15 protein-coding genes and 2 pseudogenes are annotated in these 21370 nt (G+C 70.8%); 9 read left to right on the top strand and 8 right to left on the bottom strand.

The features are described 5' to 3' along the window. Both ACFYYN_RS32940 and ACFYYN_RS32935 read left to right on the top strand, forming a co-directional pair. Window positions 1–111: pseudogene (locus ACFYYN_RS32940) on the top strand (ketol-acid reductoisomerase); the annotation flags it as partial. Then, window positions 104–610 carry an MEKHLA domain-containing protein gene (locus tag ACFYYN_RS32935; protein WP_500548646.1) on the top strand — a complete coding sequence of 169 codons (507 nt, stop codon included), beginning with the start codon at window positions 104–106 and terminating at the stop codon, window positions 608–610. The pseudogene ACFYYN_RS32940 and the gene ACFYYN_RS32935, both read left to right, overlap by 8 nt. Window positions 611–716: 106 nt before the next feature. Here ACFYYN_RS32935 and ACFYYN_RS32930 read toward each other — a convergent pair whose 3' ends face one another. Both ACFYYN_RS32930 and ACFYYN_RS32925 read right to left on the bottom strand, forming a co-directional pair. Beyond that, on the bottom strand, window positions 717–1127 hold the full coding sequence (locus tag ACFYYN_RS32930; protein WP_500329215.1) for a cupin domain-containing protein: 411 nt from the start codon (window positions 1125–1127) through the stop codon (window positions 717–719). Between the two features lie 131 nt (window positions 1128–1258). Then, window positions 1259–1480 carry a hypothetical protein gene (locus tag ACFYYN_RS32925; protein ID WP_500548645.1) on the bottom strand — a complete coding sequence of 74 codons (222 nt, stop codon included), beginning with the start codon at window positions 1478–1480 and terminating at the stop codon, window positions 1259–1261. A 443-nt stretch (window positions 1481–1923) separates the two neighbouring features. Here ACFYYN_RS32925 and ACFYYN_RS32920 point away from each other — a divergent pair, with 443 nt between their 5' ends. After that, complete coding sequence (locus ACFYYN_RS32920; protein ID WP_500548644.1) at window positions 1924–2583, top strand: hemerythrin domain-containing protein; 660 nt, start codon at window positions 1924–1926, stop codon at window positions 2581–2583. A 115-nt stretch (window positions 2584–2698) separates the two neighbouring features. Here the strand turns inward: ACFYYN_RS32920 and ACFYYN_RS32915 are convergent, their stop codons facing one another. After that, complete coding sequence (locus ACFYYN_RS32915; protein WP_500548649.1) at window positions 2699–3247, bottom strand: GNAT family N-acetyltransferase; 549 nt, start codon at window positions 3245–3247, stop codon at window positions 2699–2701. A gap of 440 nt (window positions 3248–3687) precedes the next feature. On the opposite strand from ACFYYN_RS32915, the gene ACFYYN_RS32910 reads away from it, so the two are divergent. Then, the gene (locus ACFYYN_RS32910) at window positions 3688–7512 is read left to right on the top strand and encodes a S8 family serine peptidase (RefSeq protein WP_500548643.1); all 3825 of its coding nucleotides are present in this window, start codon (window positions 3688–3690) and stop codon (window positions 7510–7512) included. 590 nt (window positions 7513–8102) lie between these two features. Continuing rightward, entirely contained in the window at window positions 8103–9014 is a 912-nt protein-coding gene (locus ACFYYN_RS32905; protein ID WP_500329221.1) for an NAD-dependent protein deacetylase, read from the top strand. 75 nt (window positions 9015–9089) lie between these two features. On the opposite strand, the gene ACFYYN_RS32900 is transcribed toward ACFYYN_RS32905, so the two are convergent. The 3 genes from ACFYYN_RS32900 to ACFYYN_RS32890 all read right to left on the bottom strand — a co-directional run bounded on the left by ACFYYN_RS32900 (window position 9090) and on the right by ACFYYN_RS32890 (window position 12307). Then, window positions 9090–9338, bottom strand: a complete 249-nt coding sequence (locus ACFYYN_RS32900) for a hypothetical protein (RefSeq protein WP_500548642.1) — start codon at window positions 9336–9338, stop codon at window positions 9090–9092. Between the two features lie 88 nt (window positions 9339–9426). Then, window positions 9427–10791 (bottom strand): carotenoid oxygenase family protein, encoded by a 1365-nt coding sequence (locus ACFYYN_RS32895; protein ID WP_500548641.1) that lies wholly within the window; start codon window positions 10789–10791, stop codon window positions 9427–9429. 463 nt (window positions 10792–11254) lie between these two features. Next, window positions 11255–12307, bottom strand: a complete 1053-nt coding sequence (locus ACFYYN_RS32890; protein ID WP_500548640.1) for an NAD(P)-dependent alcohol dehydrogenase — start codon at window positions 12305–12307, stop codon at window positions 11255–11257. Window positions 12308–12784: 477 nt separating this feature from the next. Between ACFYYN_RS32890 and ACFYYN_RS32885 the strand changes: the two genes are divergently transcribed. The 3 genes from ACFYYN_RS32885 (at window position 12785) to ACFYYN_RS32875 (ending at window position 17002) form a co-directional block, all read left to right on the top strand. Further along, the gene (locus tag ACFYYN_RS32885; RefSeq protein WP_500548639.1) at window positions 12785–14986 is read left to right on the top strand and encodes an FUSC family protein; all 2202 of its coding nucleotides are present in this window, start codon (window positions 12785–12787) and stop codon (window positions 14984–14986) included. Window positions 14987–15060: 74 nt separating this feature from the next. Beyond that, window positions 15061–16455: an NADP-dependent succinic semialdehyde dehydrogenase gene (locus tag ACFYYN_RS32880; RefSeq protein ID WP_500548638.1), complete on the top strand. Its 1395-nt coding sequence runs from the start codon at window positions 15061–15063 to the stop codon at window positions 16453–16455. Window positions 16456–16474: 19 nt separating this feature from the next. Next, on the top strand, window positions 16475–17002 hold the full coding sequence (locus ACFYYN_RS32875; protein WP_500548637.1) for a YbhB/YbcL family Raf kinase inhibitor-like protein: 528 nt from the start codon (window positions 16475–16477) through the stop codon (window positions 17000–17002). Between the two features lie 13 nt (window positions 17003–17015). Here ACFYYN_RS32875 and ACFYYN_RS32870 read toward each other — a convergent pair whose 3' ends face one another. Next, window positions 17016–18047, bottom strand: coding sequence for an AraC family transcriptional regulator (locus ACFYYN_RS32870; RefSeq protein WP_500548636.1), 1032 nt, complete (start codon window positions 18045–18047; stop codon window positions 17016–17018). 413 nt (window positions 18048–18460) lie between these two features. Here ACFYYN_RS32870 and ACFYYN_RS32865 point away from each other — a divergent pair. Beyond that, window positions 18461–18850, top strand: a pseudogene (locus ACFYYN_RS32865) (VOC family protein); the annotation flags it as partial. A 147-nt stretch (window positions 18851–18997) separates the two neighbouring features. Here ACFYYN_RS32865 and ACFYYN_RS32860 read toward each other — a convergent pair. Beyond that, window positions 18998–20947, bottom strand: a complete 1950-nt coding sequence (locus tag ACFYYN_RS32860) for an N-acetylmuramoyl-L-alanine amidase (protein WP_500548635.1) — start codon at window positions 20945–20947, stop codon at window positions 18998–19000. Window positions 20948–21370 lie beyond the last annotated feature (423 nt).

The following is a 21370-nucleotide window of genomic DNA, read 5'->3' as shown; positions in this document are numbered from 1 at the left end:
GCCGGCCTGCCCCGGTACAACGAGTACAAGAAGGCCGACGAGAACCACCTGCTGGAGACCACCGGCAAGAAGCTCCGCAAGCTCATGAGCTGGGTCGAGAACGGTGACTGACCCTTCCCGGCGGATCCCCGTGCCGTCCGACCGGCGCGGGGATCCGCGCTTTGCCACGCTCCTCCTCGACAGCTACCGCCGTCTGGTGGGCGTCCACCTGTGCCCGCCGGTGTGGGCATCGGACGCCGAGGCGGCCCAGTGGCTCTACGAGGAGGCGCCCTTCGGGCTGCTGGCGCACGACACGTCGGCCGACCCGCTGTTTGTCTACGCCAACCGCACCGCGCAGCGGTCCTTCGGCTACACCTGGGAGGAGTTCATCGGCCTCCCGTCGCGCCGGTCGGCCGCGCCGGACGCACAGCAGGACCGGGACGCGCTGCTCGCATCGGTGGACGAACGCGGCTACGCCGACGGGTACCAGGGTCTGCGGCAGCACAAGGACGGCCGGATGTTCCGGATCGAGGACGTGTGCATGTGGAACCTCGAGGACTCCGACGGAACCCACCACGGACAGGCCGCCGTGTTCCGTCCCCCGGTCGGACCCGGACCGTCCGCGGACTAGGTCACGTGTGACGGCGGCAACCGTGCCCATCGGGACCTCCCGATGGGCACAGTCCGCTCTGCCTCCGTACGTGCCCGGAGCGGCGAGGTTGTCGCCCTCCCGGGCGTCAGGACGGGCTGTACCGCAGGTGCCGCCGCTCGGCCAGCTCGTCCGCGCCGACCACGGTCAGCACGGGGGTGCCGGGAGGCGCGAACATCGTCACCACCAGCTGGGACTGTGCGTCCTGGAGGTTGTTGGCGCCCTGGTAGTGGATGACGTCGCCGCCGGGCTCGAACAGGGCGTCTCCGGCCTTGAGCACCCGGGGCGGCTGGCCTTCGAGCTCGAAGAGGATCTCGCCCTGGGTGACGTAGCCGAAGAGCGGCCCGGGGTGCCGGTGCGGCGGCGCGCCGGCGTCGCCGGGCTGCAGGGTGACCCGGATGGTCCTGGCCTCAGAGCCCTGCGGGATCCGCGGCTGCGCATCCGGCAGGGTCGCGATCACCTCGACGCCCGGGGGCAGGTGTGCGTGGTCTGCGCTCATGTGTTCCTCCAGCAAGGTGGACTGTCCGCAGTGAGGACAAGACGGCGTCCCCGGCTGTGACAGGGGCCCGGCTTCGATCGGCGGCGAGCGCGGCCGCCAAGGAACGTGCGATGCGCAGACGGATGTGTCGCCTACTCCCAGAGCCGGCCCTGTTCGGCGAACCGGGCCATGAACTCGGTGATGGACGCGGCCTGGTGGATGGCATCGGACCAGCCCTCGGCCGAGACGTCCACCATGTACAGCGAGGGATGCTGCCGGCCGTCGTAGACCAGCAGTTCACGGCTGCCGTCACCGCCGATGATCACCGCGCCGGGAAGACGCGCGGCGAGCTCCACGGCCTCATTGAGGCCCATCAGATCCGCAACGGAAGCGGCGCACCGGTGGCCCTATGACGCCTGCGTGATCACCGAAAGGTCGGTACGGGCCCTGGCGTTCCTAGGACTCTCAGGGCCAGGTACAGGGCGACCGGAAGCGTTGTTTATCGTTAAACTACCTTTACCGGCCATTCGGTACCGGAGAACCGTGGTGTCGCCGGCCGAATGCACATGAACCGGCGCACCACGCAATGCACATGACGCACAGGGGTGCGCGGGTCGCGCTGTCGAAACGGCTCTCGCCGTCCCGCTTTCGGAATGGCGATGGCCTGGAGGGCGCCGTCGGTGGAGGCGACCTCAAAAGTGATCGATCCGGTTGATCCCGGGCCGTTGCACGTACCAGGGTGACGGCCCACCGAGAGTGGCCCCCGAAGTGGTTGCCACAGCGAGTGAGGTTTCAAGTGACGCAGGCGAACGAGCCCATGGCGGATGTCCGAGACATGTACATGGCGCACACGATGCTGCGCCGGGAGTTCCGCCTCCTTCCCCGACTGGTGCGCGACGTGGCGCCGGGCGACGTGGAGCGCGCCGGAACGGTCGGTGCCCACGCCGAGCAGGTGTGCTTCCTGCTGCACCTGCACCACGAGGGCGAGGATCTGCTGCTCTGGCCGCGCCTGGTCGAACGCGGGGGCGACCGGGCGACGGCGATCGTGCCCACGATGGAGGAGCAGCACGCCGCCATCGAGGAGACCTACGAAGAGGTGACCGGACTGCTGCCCCGGTGGCGCGCCACCGCCGAGCACGGCGGACGCCTCGCGACCGCACTCGACCGACTGCTGTCCGCGCTCCTGGAGCACCTGGCGCTGGAGGAGAAGGAGGTACTCCCGCTCGCCGAGCAGTACGTCACCGCGGCCGAGTGGAGGCAACTCGGTGAGCACGGGATGGCCCGGACACCGCAGGAGGTCCTGCCGTTGTCCCTCGGGATGGCGATGTACGAGGCGGACCCCGAGGTCGTCGAGGCGCTCCTCGCGGAGCTGCCCGAGGCGCACCGCTCGACGTTGACGGACGCCGCCGGGCGCGCGTACGCCGCCCACGCCGAGCGCGTGTACGGCACCGGCACCCCGCCCCGTATCGGCGACTGACACCCTTTGCCCGGGCGGCCCACGGCGGCTCCGCTTCGAGTGCCCGCTCCGGGCCCCGACGGCGGGACCGCCGTCGGCGTGTTCGTGGACGGTCCCGGTCCGATTCCGATGGTGCCTAGACCTCGGGAAGGGAAGGATCGGGCGTCCACGGGGATGGTGCGGTGATGGACCACCGTTCGTGGTCGCGCCAGGCCCCGTTGATGTAGAGGTAGTCGGGGGACAGACCCTCGTGGCGAAAGCCCAGGCGCTGGACCAGGGCCAAGGACGCCTTGTTCGCCGGCTGGATGCTGGCCTCCAGCCGGTGGAGGCGCAGGTTTTCGAAGGCGTGCTGCATGGCTGCGGCGACCCCTTCGGTCATGTAACCCCGCCCCGCAGACGGGGCGAAAGCCGCGTAACCGAGGGACGCGCCCTGGTAGCGGCCCCGGATGATCGAGTTGATGTTGACCGTGCCGGCGGCCGCACCGGTGTCCGGAACGCGGACCAGAAAGCCCAGGTTGGTGCCGTCGTCGAAGCGGTGCATCCAGTCCTGGAACGCCTCCGCGGTCGCGGGCAGTTGCATCCACGGCCCGTAGAGCTCGGTGCTGGCCCTCACGAGCGAGCAGAACTCATCCTGGTCGGCGAGGGTGAGCGGGCGCAGTTCGACTCGCGACGGCGTGTGGGGCATGTGGCGCATGCGGCCATGCTAGGCCTCTGCCGAAGAGAAGGTCACGAGAGTGATCCTTTTCCGACGCACTCCCCGGTCCCCCGGGTACGTTGTCGGGTCGGACGGCCCAGGACTCGCGAACCCAAGCGGCGCCCCCAGGGGTACCTCCGCCGTTTCCGGGACATGTCGGAGAAAGCTCCGTGTCGCCGTTGGGACATGGCCCAGTTGTGCCAGGCGGGATCGGTGACAGGCCCGGTTGGTGCGACGCATGATTCCGAAGGTCCGGTGAACCGCAGTTGTACAGGGGGTTTGCTCCCGGCACGGGAGTGCCCGGCGGCGGCGACCCCCGGCCCGAACCTGCAACGCCGTCGAACACGGCCGGGTTCACCACGACGCGTCATGACGCCCACTCTCAGGCGCCCTGCCCGGATGCCGGGTTGACAGAAAGGCTGTAGACACCAATGAGACGCATCCGCCTCTGGGCGGTGATAGCGATGTCGGCGACGGTGGCGACGGGTGCGATCACGCCCGTTGCAGCCCAGTCCCCGTCGGAGACCGGTGCAGGTACGCCGGCGACCCACGACCGCGCGACCACCGTCCGCCTGATCACCGGCGACCGGGTCACCGTCAGCGACGCGCCGAACGGCAAGAAGACGGCGTCGGTGCAGCGCGCGCCGGGCCGGGAGGACGTCTTCTTCCAGATGACCGAGAAGGGCGGCGCCCTGACGGTGCTGCCCTCCGACGCGGCCGTGCTGGTCCGCACGGGGCAGCTGGACGAGGGGCTGTTCGACGTCGCGGGCCTGGTGGCCCAGGGGTACGACGAGGCGCACACCGACGCCCTGCCCCTGATCGTGTCCGCGCCCAAGGGCTCGGCGCGTGCCGCCGCCAAGCGGGCGGACGCCCTCGCGAAGTTCCAGGACGACTCGGCCGAGCCGCGGCGACTGCCGAGCATCGACGCCCAGGCGCTGCGCGTGGCCGACAAGGACCTCGCCGCGTTCTGGAAGCAACTCGCGCCCGCGGCGGGTGCGTCCGTGGCGAGCGCTGCGGCCGAGACCCCGAAGGTCTGGCTGGACCACAAGGTGCGTCCCACGCTGGACCGCAGCACCGCGCAGATCAACGCGCCCGCCGCATGGGCGGCCGGCTTCCACGGCGAGGGCGTCAAGGTCGCGGTCCTCGACACCGGCGCGGACCAGACGCACCCGGACCTCGCGGGACGTGTCAGCGAGGCGAAGGACTTCAGCGACAGCGGCTCGACCCAGGACCACTTCGGCCACGGTACGCACGTCGCCGCCACCGCCGCCGGCAGCGGCGCCGCCTCCGCGGGCCTGCGCAAGGGCGTGGCGCCCAGCGCCGACCTGCTGATCGGCAAGGTGCTCGGGGACGACGGCTCCGGCAGCGAGTCCCAGGTCATCGCGGGCATGGAGTGGGCCGCGGCGCAGGGCGCCAGGGTCGTCAACATGAGCCTCGGCGCGGACATGCAGACCGACGGCACCGACCCCATGAGCCAGGCGGTGAACGAGATCTCCCGCAGCAGCGGCGCGCTCTTCGTCGTCGCCGCGGGCAACACCGGCGAGCTCGGTGAGATGACGGTGGGCTCGCCCGGCGCGGCCGACGCCGCCCTCACCGTCGGCGCGGTCGACCGCGACGACTCGCTGGCCTCCTTCTCCAGCCGTGGCCCGCGCTTCGGCGACAAGGCGGCCAAGCCGGACATCACCGCTCCGGGCGTCGGGATCGTCGCCGCCCGCGCCGCCGGCACGACCATGGGCGAACCGGTCGACGACCGGTACATCGCGGCAAGCGGTACATCCATGGCCACGCCCCATGTGGCCGGTGCGGCGGCCCTGATCGCCGGGCAGCACCCCGACTGGACGGGTGAGCAGCTCAAGGACGCGCTGATCAGCACGTCCCACACGGTGTCCGGCCAGGTGCCGACCGAGCAGGGCGGCGGACGCGTCGACGTCAAGGCGGCGTTCACGTCCCCCGTCACCGCCACGGGCACGATCATCCTGGGCCCGTTCGACCGGGACGCATCGCCGGTGCAGCGGGCCGGGGTGATCCGCTACACCAACAACTCCGGCGACGAGGTCTCGCTGAGCCTGCGTGCGGCGCTGAAGGCCAAGGGCGGCAAGGAACTCCCCGCTCAGGCGCTGACGCTGGGTCCTGACACCGTCCGCGTCGCCCCCGGCGCGACCGTCGAGGTGCCGGTCGGCGTCGACCCGGCGAAGGCGGGCCGCGGCACCTACTACGGCTACGTCACCGCCACGTCCACCGGCGGCGTGTCGGTGCACACCACGCTCAGCCTGTGGGTGCGCGCTCCCATGCACAAGCTGACCATCGACTCCCTCGGACTGGAGGGCGAGCCCACGGCATGGGCCCTGCTGGACGTCTTCGGAGGGGACACGGAGGTCCAGTTCACCGACTCGGGGGTCGCCCAGGTCGAGGAGGGCACCTACCTGATCGGCGGCACGCTGGCGGAGGACGGCGGCGACGGCGTCCGGGTGATCCAGGTGATCGATCCCGAGGTGAAGGTCACCAAGGACACCACCGTCACCCTGGACGCGCGCAAGGCCAAGCCGGTGCAGGTGAGCACGCCCAAGCCCGCCGAGCGCCGCAACAACCTGACGTACCAGATGTACCGGAAGATCGACGGCGTCGAGCAGACCATGGGCATCTACTACGAGGACGGCGGCGGGGACGTCGACCTGTGGGTGAACCCCACGTCCAAGGTCACCGAGGGCGAGTTCGAGTTCAACTCCCGCTGGGAGATGACGGCTCCCGACCTCATCACCGAGGTCCGCGGGGCGGACTTCGACCTGGAGTCGTTCTACGCCAAGCAGTCCACGCCGTTCGACCCCGACGGTGAGCGGCTCGTCGCCGTGGACGCCGGGACGAGGGACAAGCCGGACCTGCGGCCCGCCACCGTGCGGGGCAAGCTCGCGGTGATCCGCGACGACTACGCGATGGACGGATACGACCTGGCGGAGACGGCCGCGAAGGCGGGTGCGAAGGGCGTCGTGATCGTCCTGCCCCAGGGGTTCCTCGCCTACACCAGCTGGAAGCCGATGGACACGCGCTCCGTCGTGCCCGTCATCCGGATGACCGGGGACGACGGCGCCAAGCTGCTGCAGTACATGAAGAGGCACAAGGCCGTCGTCGACGTCTCCGGGACGGTCGAGAGCCCGTACCTGTACGACATCGCGGCGAACTGGCAGCAGCAGATCCCGCAGAACGTGACGTACACCGTCACGAACCGCAACACCGCGCAGGTTAAGGCCTCCTACGCGGACAACGGCCCACTGCACTGGACGAGCGAGCAGCGGTTCAGCTGGCGACCCTACGCGCAGGTCGCCTGGGAGACCTCGCGCTGGGCGCCGACGGGCAAGACCCGCACGGAGTACGTCACCTCCGGGGACACGCAGTTCATGCACTACGTGGACTTCATGGCCGGCCCCGACCTGTTCTACGGCGGTGCGCTGCAGTCCGGTCTGCGGGACACCCCCCGCACCTTCAAGACCGGTGAGAAGGCCTCGGAGGAGTGGTACGAGGCCGTGGTACGGCCGTCGATCCCGCGCGGCTGGAGCCGCCCGGCCGTCCGCACCGGTGACCTGTTCAGCGTGGCGATCCCGGAGTACACCGACGCGGCGGGTCACTGGGCACGCAAGCAGGAACCCGCCGCCGGCGGCGGCATCGGGAGGGTCGGTAGCGCGCCCGGGACGCTGGACGACCCGACCTACCCCCAGGGGGACAGCGTGACGGCCGTCCTCTACCGCGACGGCAAGAAGGTGGGCGAGTCCGCGGGCGCCTGGGGGAACTTCGCCGTCCCCGCGGGCCGGGCCGGCTACCGTCTGGAGCTGACGACCGGACGTGACACCGAGTACTGGCGGACCGGTACGAGGACCTTCACGTCCTGGGGCTTCCGCTCGGACACCGCGGCCGAGGAGACCCTGCTGCCCCTCCTCCAGGTCGACTACGGTGTCCCGGCCGACGTGCGGAACACCGTCGACGGCGGGAAGCGGCACGAACTCGCCCTGACCGTCCGGAACCAGGACGGGCTGGCCGCCCCCACCGGGGTCAAGCTCAAGGTCGAGGCGTCCTTCGACGAGGGCACGAGCTGGAACGGACGGGTCCGTGTCGAGGACCGCGGCCACAACCGGTTCACCGCGACCATCGAGCGCCCGGGCGACCAGCGGAAGGGTGCGTACGTGACCCTGCGGGTCACGGCCTCCGACAAGGCGGGCAACACGGTGCAGCAGACCGTGGAACGGGCCTACCTGCTCGGTAAGTGAGCAAGCGCCTCCGCGGCAACCCCGCGGAGGCGCGGGCCGAGCCATCACGGCGGGTGCCGGGGGTACGACCCCCCGGCACCCGCCGTTCCCCGTGGGGCGTGGGCGGTGGGGCGGCTCAGTCCAAGCGGGATGCCAGCCTCGAACCAGTCGGCCGGCGCGGCGAGCGTGTCGCCGTCGAGACGGTCCAGGTCAAGATCCCGCCGGACGTCCCGGCCGTGGCCCTCGTCGCGCTCGGCTGTGCCATGCCCACGGTGACGCACGCCCCGGGCCGGCTGGGCGGCATCCGGTACGGGCAGAACGTCATCGTCCAGGGCTCGGGCCCGGTCGGCCTCGCCGCCACGACCACGATCGACGTGACGAAGACCGACGAGCACGAGCGGGCCGCCGCCGTCATGGAGATCACGGACGGGCGCGGCGCCAACATCCGTGTCATCGGCTCGGCCTGCACGACCCCGCGGCACGTGTACGACACGATCCGGATCACCCGGATGTGCCATAAGCGGTTCCCGCTCGCCGTGATCGTCACGCACCGCTTCCCGCTGGAGCAGGCGCAGGACGCGTTGGGGAACGCCGTTGCGTACCCTTGCGGCATGCGCATGCGCCCCACCCTGAGCTGGACCCCTCCCGAGGACCTACCACCGGGCACCACGGATCTGGAGCCGGTCGCCGATGCGCTGAGGGCCGGTGGGGTGCTGGTGCTCAGCGGGGCGGGCATCTCCACGGAGTCGGGCATCCCCGACTATCGCGGCGAGGGCGGGAGCCTGAGCCGGCACACCCCGATGACCTACCAGGACTTCACCGGCAGCGCACAGGCCCGGCGCCGGTACTGGGCGCGCAGCCACCTGGGCTGGCGGACCTTCGGCCGCGCCCGCCCCAACGCCGGGCACCGTGTGGTGGCCGCGTTCGGGCGGCACGGCCTGCTCTCGGGTGCGATCACCCAGAACGTCGACGGCCTGCACCAGGCCGCCGGCAGCGACGACGTGGTGGAGCTCCACGGAAGCCTGGCCCGGGTGGTCTGCCTTTCCTGCGGCGCCCTCAGCCCGCGCGGCGAACTCGCCCGGCGGCTGGAGGAGGCCAACGCCGGCTTCGAGCCGGTGGCCGCGGGGATCAATCCGGACGGTGACGCCGACCTCACCGACGACCAGGTCGGGGACTTCCGTGTGGTGCCCTGTACGGTCTGCGGCGGCGTCCTCAAGCCGGACGTGGTGTTCTTCGGCGAGGCCGTTCCGCCGGGACGGGTCGAGCGGTGCCGCGAGCTGGTCCGTGAGGCGTCCTCGCTGCTGGTGCTGGGATCGTCGCTGACGGTGATGTCCGGGCTGCGGTTCGTCCGGCAGGCGGCCCAGGCCGGGAAGCCGGTGCTCATCGTGAACCGGGACCCGACCCGCGGCGACCAGTACGCCCTCGCCCGCGTCGAGCTCCCGCTGGGAACGGCCCTCACCTCCGTGGCCGGCCGGCTGGACCTCCCCGTCGACGGTCAGGCGGCGGCTCCGGCGGGTTGCTGACGCCCCGTTGACGACCTGCCGGTGATCCGGCCGGGCGACCGCGCCCGTCCGGCCCGCCCACCACAGGACCAATCGTCAGGGTGCCGCCACGAACCGGCTCAGCCGATACGTGGTCGGCTGCACGAGCCGGCCGCAGAGCATGTCGATCCGGATCGTGGCCTCGTCGACCCGCGCCTCCTGCAGACGACGCAGGTGCGTGCGCAACTCCGCCTGGTCCCGTGTCTCGAAGACCACTTCCCACCGGCCCTCGCCCGGCGCGGTGCGGGCGGCGACCCGCTGCCTCGCCGCTTCTTGGCGCCGCTTCCTCTTCCCCTGTCCTGGCACCGATCCAGAATCGCCGCCCCCGTGTCATCGCGACAAGGCAATTGAACGGGGCACGGCGGCCACGGAGCAGGGGCTCGCCGCCAGGCGGTCAGCCGGTGATGTTCTTGTCGTCGATCCAGTTGCCGTGGAAGCCGAAGGGGACCCGGCTGGGCAGGTGCACCCTGGCGACCGGAGCGGCGGTGAGGTCGGCTGCGTCGAGGACGACCAGTTCGCCGCGGTTGACGTTCACGTCGTGGACGACCGAGAGGATCCAGCCGTCGTCCTCGTCCGTGGCGTCCGGCCGCGGGACGAACGCGGGCTCCATCGTGACGCGTCCGGGGCCGTAGTCGTGGACGCTGGTGACGCCTGTGTGGGTGTCGACCTTGATCAACGGTCCGGTGCCGAAGCCGTCGGTCGGGTCGCGTTCCACGTCGTCGGTGATCATCAGACCGTGTGCGCTGAAGCCCGCGAACCATCCGTAGCGGTGTGCCCGGCCGGTCAGCGCGGGGTCGATCCGCGGGAACTCCACGCGGAACTGGCTGATCACCTCCTCCCCGACCGTGCCCAGGGCCGGGTTCACCGTCCAGCGCACCAGGGTCGGGGTCGATTCGCTGGGGCCCCAGACGTCGTGGACGAACATGCGGTCGTACCGCACGACATCCATCGTCAGCGAGCCGTCGGCGTTGTCGAAGGCGTTGAGGACGTGGAACACGAAGCAGCGCGGCGCCTCGATCCACTGCACCTGCCCGGCCGTCCCGCCGATCGGCAGGATCCCGATCCGCGCCGCGTGACGTTCGTCCCAGGTCAGGGGAAGTTTGGTCAGGGGCCCGCCGGCCTGCGCGAGACGCTTGGCGGCGGCCAGGGTGACCGGGAGGTCGAGCACGACGACGCGTGTCTCGGTCAGCGCCATGTCGTGCACCATCGGGCCGTCGTCGACCTCGATGTCACTGCTGTGCCTGGCCTTGCCGTCGGCTCCGAGGACGACGTACCGGAGGGAGCTGAACCGCAGGTTGTAGGTGATGGCGTGCATGTCGCCGGTCGCCGGGTCGACCTTCGGATGCGCGGTGAAGCCGCGGTCGAGTGCGCCCTCGCAGTCCCAGACCGCCATGCGGGCGAGGTCGGGACTGATCTCCACCGGCGGCCTGCCGGCCTCGATGAGGGTGAGGATGCGCCCGGCGTGGCTGAGGACGTTGGTGTTGGGCGCGCCCTGCTCGCTCTCGACGAAGCGGCTGCGGTACCACTCGGCCTTGCCGTCGCGGAGCCGGATGCCGTGCACCATCCCGGCGCCGTTGAACCAGTGGTGGGTGGCCGGGTCGACCTCGCCCCGCGGGTTCGGTCCGATCCGCAGGTAGCGCCCGTTCAAGTCGCGCGGCAACTCGCCGGTGACGGGCAGGTCGGACGCGCTCACCTCTTCGGTGAGAGGGGCGTAATTGCCTGCGCCGAGATACCGACGGGTGAAGTTCTCGCTGGTCATGATGGTTCCCTTCGACCGCACGCACCAACGGTACGGCCGGGACGTTCCGGTCCGGCATATCGAGATTCAGAACGTCTGACCCCGGAGAACCCCGCCGCGTGAGGCTTCCCCACACTTCGTTCGCCGGGGCGTATCGCCTACGGGGGCGCCGACTTCGGCGAGGTCGAGGCCGCCGCCGAACGGATCAGCCCGGGAGCCACGACAGCTGGTTCGACGAGTGGTTCGCCACCGCTGGGTGCATCAACGCCCTCGCGGACGAGGCACGTTCGCAGGCGCACGAGAGCACCGCCCACGGAAATCCGTTCTTCGGCGCGGCGGCCGCCCAAGAGGGCGGCCCGAGGAGGTGTTCGGTCATCTGACGGCGACCGACAAGACGCTGCCGCCCACCTGAAACAGGCGGGCGGCGCGCACGTGAGCCGTGCCGTCGGCGGGCCGGCCTACCTACCGCGCGGCCGCGCGGGCGTCATTCGAAGACGATGACCTGGCGGCCGATGACGTCGCCGTGGCCGAGGGCCTCGAGGTTGTCGTTGATGTCCTCGAGCCTGACTTTGGTGACGTTGTGCTTGACGAGGCCGGCTTCGGCCAGGGAGAGCACCTCGACGAGGTCCAGGTGGTTGCCCCAGAAGGAACCCATGTAGGTCAGTTCCGTGCCCACGAAGGGGAACTGCTTGTGCTCGACGTGGTGGCTCATGAGGCCGACGGCCGCCAGTACCCCTTCGGGGCCCAGCAGGTCGAACCCCATGGAGATGGACGCGTTGCTGCCGACGCAGTCCAGGATGGCGTCGATCGTCCTGCGGCCGGTGAGCTGTTCCAGCTCGTCCTGGATGGTCTCGGTGGACTTGTCGCGGACGTTGATCCCGTAGTCGGCGCCGTTCTCCTTCGCCACGTCCAGCTTGCCGTCCTTGCGGGCGAGGGCCACCACGGTCGCTCCGCCGCCGAGCAGCTTCGCGTACTGGACGGCGTAGCTGCCCAGGCCCCCGATGCCCGTGACGGCGACGGTACGGCCTGGGCCGAGCTTGCCGGTGTCCCGGAGCTTGCGCATCCCGCGGTACGGGGTCATGCCCGCGTCGGTCATCGGGGCGAGGACCTCGGGCGTCTTCGCCGCGTTCTCCGAGACGGGGATCGCGTGGCGGCATTCCACGGCCATGTACTCGGCGAAGCCTCCGGGAGGTCCGAAGCCCACCCACCTGCCGTTGCCGCTGCACAGCTGTTCGTTGCCCTCCCGGCACTGGCGGCAAGTGCCGTCGCCCCAGCTAGGGTTGACCACGACCATGTCGCCCTCGGAGTAGCCCACCGATTTCGGTACGGCGCTGCCCATCCCCGCCACCCGGCCGGTGACCTCGTGGCCGGGGATGTAGGGGAGGTCCACGGGGAACGGGCCCTCGAAGTAGCCGTTGAGGAGCTGGTAGTCGCTGCGGCACATGCCGGTCGCGGCGACCTTCAGCAGGATCTCGTCCGGCGCCGGGTCGGGCATGGGGACGTCTTCGACGCGCAGGGGCTCTTTGTACCCGTGCATCCGAGCTGCTTGCATCTGCATGGGGGTGCCTCGCTTTCGCCGGCGGGCAGCACTACGTGCCGGTGCAGCGTGACGATCTCGCAATGCTGCGCCGGTCGAGGTGGCCGCCGCTCCGCTTCGGATACCTCCAGGGTCCTGCGCCAGCCGACGCCGCGCATCCGGAGCCGAGGGCGGGGGAGTGCGATCCGTCGCCGTCCGGTCGCTGACCGCAACTCGGTTGAATGTGCGTGCCACTTCACGCCCTCCGGGCGGGAGCGGCGGCACCGCGGTACCGCAGGATCGCGCGGTGGCCCGCTGCCCGGCCGGGACCTACGGTTGGTGGAGGGGAGTGCCACGCCGGATGCGTGGTCGCACGGCGGCACCGGCGCGCTGGAGCGGGCCCGTGCCGCTGTGCGTCGCCGGCGCCGGCGGGACGTTCGACGTCCGCTGAGCAGGCGCGCGGTCGCCCGGCCACCCACCGAGGCCTACGGTTGACCGGTGGGAGTGCGGCGCTGGACGGAGTGGCTGCGGGCCCGGGATCGCGGGTTGGCGGCGGTACGCCGTGCCGCACGCGTCACGGTGGTCGCGTGCGCGGGGTTCTATGCCGCGCGGTACGGGCTGGGCGACCGGACGGTCGCGATCTACGCCCTCTTCGGTGCCGTCGCGGCGGGTGGCTTGTCGTCCGTGCCGGGGACGCCGCGTCAGCGGGCGGTGACGCTGCTGGCGGTGCTGCCGCTCGCGATGGCGCTGGTGACGCTCGGTACAGGGCTGGCGGCGTACGGGTGGGCGGCGGCGCTGGGGATGCTCGTGGTGGGGTTCCTCGTGACGTACAGCGGGGTCGGCGGGCCGAAGTTCGTCGGGCTGGCCAACGGGCTGCAGCTGTTCTACATCCTGCCGTGCTTCCCGCCGTACGCGCCTTCGACGTTGGGGTTGCGGCTCACGGGCCTGGTCGCCGGGATGGCCTTGATGGCGGCCGCCGAGCTGTGGCTGTGGCCGGCGGCGTGTCCGGGCCGCTACCACGACCGGCTGGCGCGGGCGGGGCAGGTGGCCGCCGGTGCCCTGTACGGCTTGGCGGCGGATCCGCCGCGGCGCTCCGACCCGGCGCTGCTGCTGGAGGTGTCGCAGGCGCTGCGCATGAGTCACGTACCCGCCGACGAGCGTCCGGTGTCGGCGTCGGCGCGGGACCGGGCGCTGTCCGAGGGCGCCGGGCACATGCGACATCTGCTGGCGCAGGCACGGCAGCTGGAGGAGTCGGCGGCCGAGGGGGCGGCACTGAGCGAACCCGTCGCGAAGGGGCTGCTGCTGGCGTCCGCCGCCACGTGCGAGGACGTGGCGCGGGCCCTGACGGGGAAGGCACCGCCGCCGATGCCGGCCCTGTGCGGCGACGCGGTGCGGGCGTTCGAGTCGCACCGCGGCCAACCGCGCGAGGCGGGCACGGACTCGGCGACGATGGTGCGGAACGGCGCGATCGCCCTCGACATCACGCACACGGCGGACCTGGTGGTGGCGGCGACCCGGATCGCGTTGGGCGCCCCGGTGCCCGCCGGGACCGCGTCTCCGGAGGTACGGGGCGCGTTCTGGTACGTGGGCCGGTCGACGGCGGAGTTGTACTACCGGCGGGTGCTGGCCCATCTCACCCCGCGGTCGGTGTGCTTCCAGAACGCGGTGCGCATCGCGGTGGCCCTTGCGGCGGCGCGCTTGGTCGTGGGCCAGCTGGGCCTGGCGCACGGCTTCTGGGCGCTGCTGACGACCCTGACCGTGATGCGGACGAGTGCCGCCGACACCCGTACCGCTCTGCGGCCCGCGCTGCGCGGGACACTCGCAGGGGCGGTCGTCGCGGCACTGATCCTGCACTTCGCCGCGGACGCGCCGGCCGTGTACACGGTGATGCTGCCGCCCTGCATGCTGCTGGCGTTCGCGTCGGGCACGGTGCTGGGTCCGGGATGGGGGCAGGCGTTCTTCACCCTCACCGTGGCGGCGGCCTTCGCGCAGGTGGCCCCCAGCGGGCCCGAGCTGGCGGCAGCCCGGGTGCTGGACGTGCTGGCCGGGGCGCTGATCGGTGCGGTCGTCGGACTGCTCGCGTGGCCTCACGGCGGCACCGGGGAGCTGCGGAGGGCCTGCGCGCGCGTGCTGGACGAGGGCACCCGCGCGGTCACGGACGTGACCGGCACCATCACCGAGGGCGTGCGGGTCACCGACGCCCTGCCCAGGGCGAGGCTCGCGCAGCGGATCGCGGAGGCGAGCTACGCCGAGTACGCCACCGAACGACACCCCCCGCGGCGCGAAGGGGCGGCCTCCGACACCGACTTCCAGGTGATCATGCTGGTGGGCAACCGGGTCATCACGATGGGGCAGGTCCTGCTGGACAACTGCCCGCCGGGCGCGCTGTCCGCCTGGCCGCGGAGCGCCACGCACCTACGCGACGCCGCCCACAGGCTACGGCTGTCCACGCTGCCGTTCAGCCACGCACTGCGCTCGGGCGAGGCGCAGGCCGCCCCCGTGGACGGCACCACCGACGACGCCCCGGCCGACACGACCGTGATCCACGACGTCTGCCTCGCGTCGCCCGGCCGGGCCCCCGACCCGCTGCTGTACTACGCCGTGGACGCCGCCATCTGGCTGGCCAGTCTGCGGCGCGCGATCGACGCTGCCCGCTCGCCGCGCACGGCGGCCGGTACGACGACCTCCCCGTGGCGCTGACGTCGCCGCGACGCCGGATGCCTCGAGGCGCGGCCTGAATTGCCGGTCGGAATGGCCGGTCCTAGCGTGGAAGCATGGCCATCGCAACGATCAGCCCCGTGACCGGCGAGGTCCTCGAACGGTTCGACGAACTCACCCCCGGGGAACTCGAGGACAAACTGGCCCGGGCGGCCGCCGCGGCCGCGTCGTACCGCCTGACGACACCGGAGCAGCGAGCGGGATGGGTCGGACAGGCCGCCGACCACTTGGAGAAGGAGGCCGACGCCGTCGCCCGGCTGCTCACCACGGAAATGGGCAAGACGCTCCGGTCCGCCCGGGAGGAAGTGGTCAAGTGCGTGCGCGGGCTGCGCTTCTACGCCGCCGAGGCACCCGCGTTCCTGCGGGACCGGCCCGGTGACGGCCCGAGCGTCGGTGCGCGGCGGACGTACGTCACCTACCAGCCGCTCGGTGTGGTCCTGGCGGTGATGCCGTGGAACTTCCCGCTGTGGCAGGCGATGCGGTTCGCCGCGCCCGCGTTGATGGCGGGCAACGTGGGCCTGCTCAAGCACGCCTCCAACGTGCCCCGGACCGCTCTCTACATGGAGCGGCTGTTCCGTGAGGCCGGCTTCCCGGACGACGTGTTCCAGACCCTGCTGATCTCCTCCGGACGGGTCGAGCAGGTGCTGCGGGACGAGCGCCTGGCGGCCGCGACGCTCACCGGCAGCGAGCCCGCGGGACGGTCGGTGGCCGCCATCGCCGGGGACGCGATCAAGAAGGTGGTCCTCGAACTCGGCGGTTCCGACCCCTTCATCGTGATGCCGTCCACGGACCTGGAGCGGGCCACCGACGCCGCGGTCAGGGCACGATGCCTCAACAACGGGCAGTCGTGCATCAACGGCAAGCGGTTCTTCGTCCACGCGGACATCGCCGAGACCTTCATCGGGATGTTCGTCGCGAAGATGGGCGCGCTGGTCGTGGGGGACCCGATGGACGACGGGACCGACGTCGGCCCGCTGGCCACCGAGTCCGGCCGCCGTGACGTGGAGGCCTACGTGGACGATGCCGTGAGCAAGGGGGCGACGGTGCTGGTGGGCGGGGAACGACCGGACCGGCCCGGCTGGTTCTACCCTCCCACGGTGCTCACCGACGTCACCGCCGACATGAAGATGTTCCACGAGGAGGTCTTCGGTCCGGTGGCGCAGGTGTGGACGGTGTCCTCGCTGGAGGAGGCACTCCGGATCGCCAACGGCCACCCGTACGGGCTGGGTTCCAACCTGTGGAGCGAGGACGAGGCGGACCGGGCGCTGTTCGTACGTGACGTGCAGTCGGGCATGGCCTTCATCAACGGCAACACGACCAGCTACCCGGAGATCCCCTTCGGCGGCGTGAAGCGCAGCGGGTACGGACGCGAACTGTCGGACCTTGGCATGCGCGAGTTCATGAACGCCAAGACCGTCTGGATCGGCGAGAGCGCGGGCGGCACGTCGTAGCCGAAAGCGAGGGACCGTCATGATCAAGCCCTATGCCCCCTACGACTTCATGCCGCCGATCCCGGCGTTCTCGGTGACCTCGCAGTCCCTGGCCGACGGCGGGCAACTGGCGCGCGAGCACGTCAGCGGCATCCTGGGAGCGGGCGGATCGGACGTCTCACCGCAGCTGAGCTGGTCCGGCTTCCCCGAGGGGACCCGTAGTTTCACGGTCGCGATGTTCGACCCCGACGTGCCCACCGCCTCGGGCTTCTGGCACTGGGCCGTGGCCAACCTCCCCGCCTCCGTGACCGACCTGCCGGCCGGGGCGGGGGACGGAAGCGCGCTGCCGGGCGGAGCGGTGACGCTGCCCAACGACGCCGGCTACCGGAGGTACCTCGGTCCGGCGACACCTCCGGGGAACGGCCCGGACCGCTACTTCCTCGTGGTGCACGCCGTCGACGTGGAGAAGCTGGACGTGTCCGAGACGACGGCACCCGCCCTCATGGAGTTCCAGCTGTTCACGCACGCGATCGCGCGGGCGACCATGTACGGCACCTTCGAGCGATGACAGGGCCCGGGGCCTACAGGATGCCGCGGCCCGGGTCGTCGCCACCGCCGACGGCTCGGCGGTCCCGCACGTACGCGGCGGGAGTGGCCCCGTAACCCGACTTGAAGTTCCTGATGAAGTGACTGGTGTCCGAGAAGCGCCAGCGTGCCGCGATCTCGGCGATCCCGGCCGTGGTGTCCGGGTCCACGAGTTCGTCGTGGGCCTTCTGTAGACGCCGCCTGCGGACGCAGGCCATCACGGAGTCGTCCGCGGCCGAGAAGCTCCGGTGCAGCGTCCGAAGGGACACTCCCACGTGCCGGGCGACCATCGCCGGAGACAGGTCTCCGCTTTCGAGATGCCTTTCGATGACGTTCCTGGCGGCCGCCACGATGGCCCCGGGGTGGTCGTCGAGCGCCGAACCGGGACGTTCCGAGAAGATGCCCGAGAACAGGGTTGCGCAGGCGTCACGCGCCATGCGCCGTGCTGTGTCCGACGTCTCCAGTTCCCGGCTGCTGCTCCGCACCGCCTCGAGGTAGTTGAGGAGGAACCGCACCTCGGGCGCCGAGGTGTCGGCGACGTAAGCCTGGCCCAGATGTTTCCCCGATCCGACGTGCGGGAGCACCAGGTGACGCGGGATGGAGATGACGTGCACATTCGTGGCCGACGAGCAGGAGAACCGCCAGGAGGCCTTCGTGTCGCGGATGCAGATCTGTCCTGGTTTGACGTAGTACGTCTTCTTGCCCGCCAGAAACTCGATCCAGCCCGAGGTCACCACGTCGGCGACGATCGGATCCTGGGGCAGGTTCTTCCCGGAAACCCCTGTCAGGGAATCGACGTAGACCTGGGCGGACAGCAATCCGTCGATGAGCTGGCCACGTGCGTCGAAGCGAAATCCGCGAGAAGCGGCGGAGTGCGGGACGGCGAGGCGTGTGAGGTGCGAGAACGGACCGTGCTCTCCGAAAGGGTTGTGTTCCCGGTGACGAAAATGCCGCTCGGAGGATTCCGCCTGTTCGGCGGTGAGGCGCATTCCGGCGCGGTAGGTGATGGTGCTGTCGGGACTCGGCATGGCGGTCGCCAAGCCTGCCGATCGCTCGTATTCCACCTGCACCCTCTCACGATCACTTCGCGATCCTCCACCGGAGGTGCCGAGCGATCGATGCCTTGCCAACCGATGCGTGCGTGTTCGAGTGTACTACTGGTTCGGAATTCAACAACTCGCCACGCGCCCCGCGGAATGGATCCGGTACGTCCGTGGCACGGATCTTCCATGGCGTGGCACGCATTTTCAGAAGGCCTTGTGTGCTGCCGCAGACCGTCCACGCCGAATCCCACACGATGTGCACCCCCAAGCGGCGCCCGCCGACAATCGATCCATAGGGAACATCGGCACTTTCGCGTCCCGTTCTCGGGCGGCGCCGGCTCGTGCCCGTCGCGGACGCCGCGACGGAGGGGCCCAGCACTCGCCACCGGAGGTATGCCATGGCCCAGGTCATCGCCGGCCCCAGGATCACCGGGGTCCACCACCTCTCCTTCACCGTGTCCAACCTGGAGGGCAGCCTGGACTGGTACCAGCGGCTGTTCAGCGCCGAACGCGTCGACTACAGGTTCAACCACCTCTACCGGGAATCGACGGGGTACGGGGTGCTGCTGGTCACCCCGGATTCCGGCCTGGTGATCGGGTTGCACAAGAACACGGGGAACCAGCACGAGGGCTTCCTCGAATCCCGGACCGGTCTTGACCACATCTCCTTCCAGGTCGGCTCCCGCACCGACCTCGAGTCCTGGATGACCTGGCTCGACGAGCTGGGCATCGCGCACACACCCATCAGGGACGAGACCGAGCCGTTCGCCTACTCGACCGTCGTGTTCCGCGACCCCGACAACCGAGTTCCTCGCCCTCGCCTGACGGACGCCCGTACGGCGACGGCCTGGACGGGCCGCGCGACGAGCACGCGTGGTGGTGTCCGGGGCGCGGATGCCCCGGACACCACCACGGATGCGGTGCCGTGCCGTGCGTCAGCCGTGGCTGGGAGGGTTGACCGGGCGCTTGGCGCTGACGTCGCCCTCGTAGACCAGCGCGGTGCGGTGGTTGTACTGGATGGTGAACATCTTCTTGGCGCCGAAGACGACCTTGCCGTCGGCCTTGAAGTAGTCGTCGGTCAGGGCGGGCGGCGCGGTGGCGACGTACGCCTGGCCGGACGGGATGCTGTACATGCTCAGCGGGGCCTGGGTGGAGGCGCCGTACCCGGCCGGGTACTCCGCGGCGTCCGGGTAGCTGGAGCCGTAGACCTTCACCGGCGGGGTGTCGGAGGTCCTGCCGCTCTTGACGACGGTCACGCCGTGGGCGGGGACGGTGTTCCGGCCCTTCGGGTTGTGGAACCAGACCTTGCTGCCGCTGAACCAGATCGCGGTCCAGGCGCCCTGCTTGCCGGCGACCACGAACTGCTGGCCGGCCTGGGCGGTGCTGCCCCAGTCGTTGATCCGGTTCGTCCCGGCGGCGCCGGGGTGGATGGACTGCTCGCCGAAGAGCGGCGCGGTGTCGTCCGGCGCGGTGCGCAGGTAGACGAAGTTGGCGGGCTGCTCGACGTCCGTGCAGGCAGGCGTGGCGCCGGTCGGGTCGTCGGACGGGCAGATCTGGACGGTCTGCCGGTTGCCGGCGAAGCCGGGGGCGATGGTGACGACGCTGCCGACCTGGCCGACACCGTGCCTGCCGGTCAGCGGGGCGCCGACCAGGGCCATGAAGTGCTCCCAGTCCCAGGACGGTCCCGGGTCCCAGTGCATGCCCGACACGGTCGCCGACGTCGGGCCGACAACGTTGTCGTGACCGATGACGTGCTGCCGGTCGAGCGGGATGTCGAAGCGCTCGGCCAGGTAGGTCACCAGCTCCGCCGTGGCCTCGTACTGGGCCTCGGTGTACCAGGTCGCCCCGTGTGCGGCGTAGCCCTCGTGCTCGATGCCGATGGAGTGCATGTTGGTGGAGTAGTTGCCCGCGTGGAACGCCAGGTCCTTCGTGGGGACCATCTGCGTGACCGCACCGTCGGCGGACCGCATCACGTAGTGCGCGGAACTCCCGCCCGCCGTCTGGAACGTGGCGATCGCCGACTCGTACGAGGACTCGGTGTCGTGGATGACGATCGAGTCGATCCGGATCCCGTTGGCCGGGCGGTCGGACACCTGGCCGTTGGACGGGGCGGCCGGCACGAAGGTGCAGTCCACGGTGGTGGGGCACTCGGTGTCCGTCGTCGCCGCCGTGGTCAGGCGCAGACGGTCCAGCTGGCCGGTGGCCGGGGTCACTCCCGGCCCGGCCGCCAGTGCCACCCGCTGACCGTCGGCCGTGGTGCGCTTCGCGCCCTTCTTCAACGTGGCGTAGACCCGGTCGGCGAACGCCCGGGCGCCCTGCCGTTGCGTGGACTGGCTGTAGCGGGCCACCGCGCCGTACCAGTCGTCCGGATCCGTCGAAGCCTTCCCGCCGGTCGCCTCCTGGTACGACGCCAGCAGGGCGGCCCCGCCACGGATGTTGGCCGTCGCGTTCTCGCGCAGGTCCTTCACGGACAGGCCGGTGAGCTTCGCCGCGGCCTGGAGCGTGTGCAGTGCCGGGTCCGCGGCCAGTTCGGCCACGTCCGCCCGGCCGGCCATGCCGGCGTCACCGGCGGAGAGCATCGACGGCGTGACATCTGTGAGATGCATCGGCCCGTAACCGCCATCGGTGCTGTGCTGCCCGGCATGCGCGTCCCACGCCGACTCCTGGTACGCCACCGCGAGCAGCACCTGCTCCGGTACGTCGAACTCCGCGGCCGCGGCCGTGAAGTCGGCCTGCCGCGTGGAGGTGGAGGGGGAGTTCTCGCCCGTCGCCTGTGCCACCACCGGCACCGCCACCGCACCGGCCACCGCCAGTGCCGCGGCCGCGAGCAGCACGGGCCGACGCCGTTCGGCATGCCGCCGGCGAGTCGTTCTCTCTGTCGTCATCAATTATTCCCGAGTGTGTCTGAGACGGTCATGTCGCCCTGTGGGCGAGCTGACTGACACGGCATGAGCCGTTCTGCGCGGCACTCCGGACTCCCTACGGAGGTGTGCCTGCCGTCTGTCGGCGCCGAACCGCGTCCGGCGTTCGCTCGCAATCGACCTGAGGACGATTGGTGACGCTAGCAGAGCGCGGCGGACGGAATCAAAGAAGACAGTGCCACCGGGAGAAATTCCCGGAAGTTGTGAACATGGCGTGAATGCTTTTCAGGGGCAGGCCGGTTGGGCCTTTCGCGCCGTCAGTTCACCGGGAGCGTGCGGGTGTCATTTGTCCACCCCCGCCGGTAATTTCTGCCACGAGGCACGCGGATGACATTTCTTGGTCCCCGACGTCCGGCGGGCACGACATGGACGCCGGACGTCGGGGGG

This window comes from Streptomyces sp. NPDC001902, from assembly GCF_042891295.1.
Classification (GTDB): Bacteria; Actinomycetota; Actinomycetes; order Streptomycetales; family Streptomycetaceae; genus Actinacidiphila.
Note: the sequence above shows the minus strand (reverse complement) of the source record. Positions and strands in the feature narration are given on the sequence as shown.

What these genes read in the sequence shown, in the direction of transcription:
- ACFYYN_RS32930 (WP_500329215.1), bottom strand. Translation starts at nt 1,127, where the DNA reads ATGAGCGCAGACCACGCACACCTGCCCCCGGGCGTCGAGGTGATCGCG.
- ACFYYN_RS32925 (WP_500548645.1), bottom strand. Translation starts at nt 1,480, where the DNA reads ATGGGCCTCAATGAGGCCGTGGAGCTCGCCGCGCGTCTTCCCGGCGCG.
- ACFYYN_RS32920 (WP_500548644.1), top strand. Translation starts at nt 1,924, where the DNA reads ATGGCGGATGTCCGAGACATGTACATGGCGCACACGATGCTGCGCCGG.
- ACFYYN_RS32915 (WP_500548649.1), bottom strand. Translation starts at nt 3,247, where the DNA reads ATGCCCCACACGCCGTCGCGAGTCGAACTGCGCCCGCTCACCCTCGCC.
- ACFYYN_RS32910 (WP_500548643.1), top strand. Translation starts at nt 3,688, where the DNA reads ATGAGACGCATCCGCCTCTGGGCGGTGATAGCGATGTCGGCGACGGTG.
- ACFYYN_RS32905 (WP_500329221.1), top strand. Translation starts at nt 8,103, where the DNA reads ATGCGCATGCGCCCCACCCTGAGCTGGACCCCTCCCGAGGACCTACCA.
- ACFYYN_RS32895 (WP_500548641.1), bottom strand. Translation starts at nt 10,791, where the DNA reads ATGACCAGCGAGAACTTCACCCGTCGGTATCTCGGCGCAGGCAATTAC.
- ACFYYN_RS32890 (WP_500548640.1), bottom strand. Translation starts at nt 12,307, where the DNA reads ATGCACGGGTACAAAGAGCCCCTGCGCGTCGAAGACGTCCCCATGCCC.
- ACFYYN_RS32880 (WP_500548638.1), top strand. Translation starts at nt 15,061, where the DNA reads ATGGCCATCGCAACGATCAGCCCCGTGACCGGCGAGGTCCTCGAACGG.
- ACFYYN_RS32875 (WP_500548637.1), top strand. Translation starts at nt 16,475, where the DNA reads ATGATCAAGCCCTATGCCCCCTACGACTTCATGCCGCCGATCCCGGCG.
- ACFYYN_RS32870 (WP_500548636.1), bottom strand. Translation starts at nt 18,047, where the DNA reads ATGCCGAGTCCCGACAGCACCATCACCTACCGCGCCGGAATGCGCCTC.
- ACFYYN_RS32860 (WP_500548635.1), bottom strand. Translation starts at nt 20,947, where the DNA reads ATGACGACAGAGAGAACGACTCGCCGGCGGCATGCCGAACGGCGTCGG.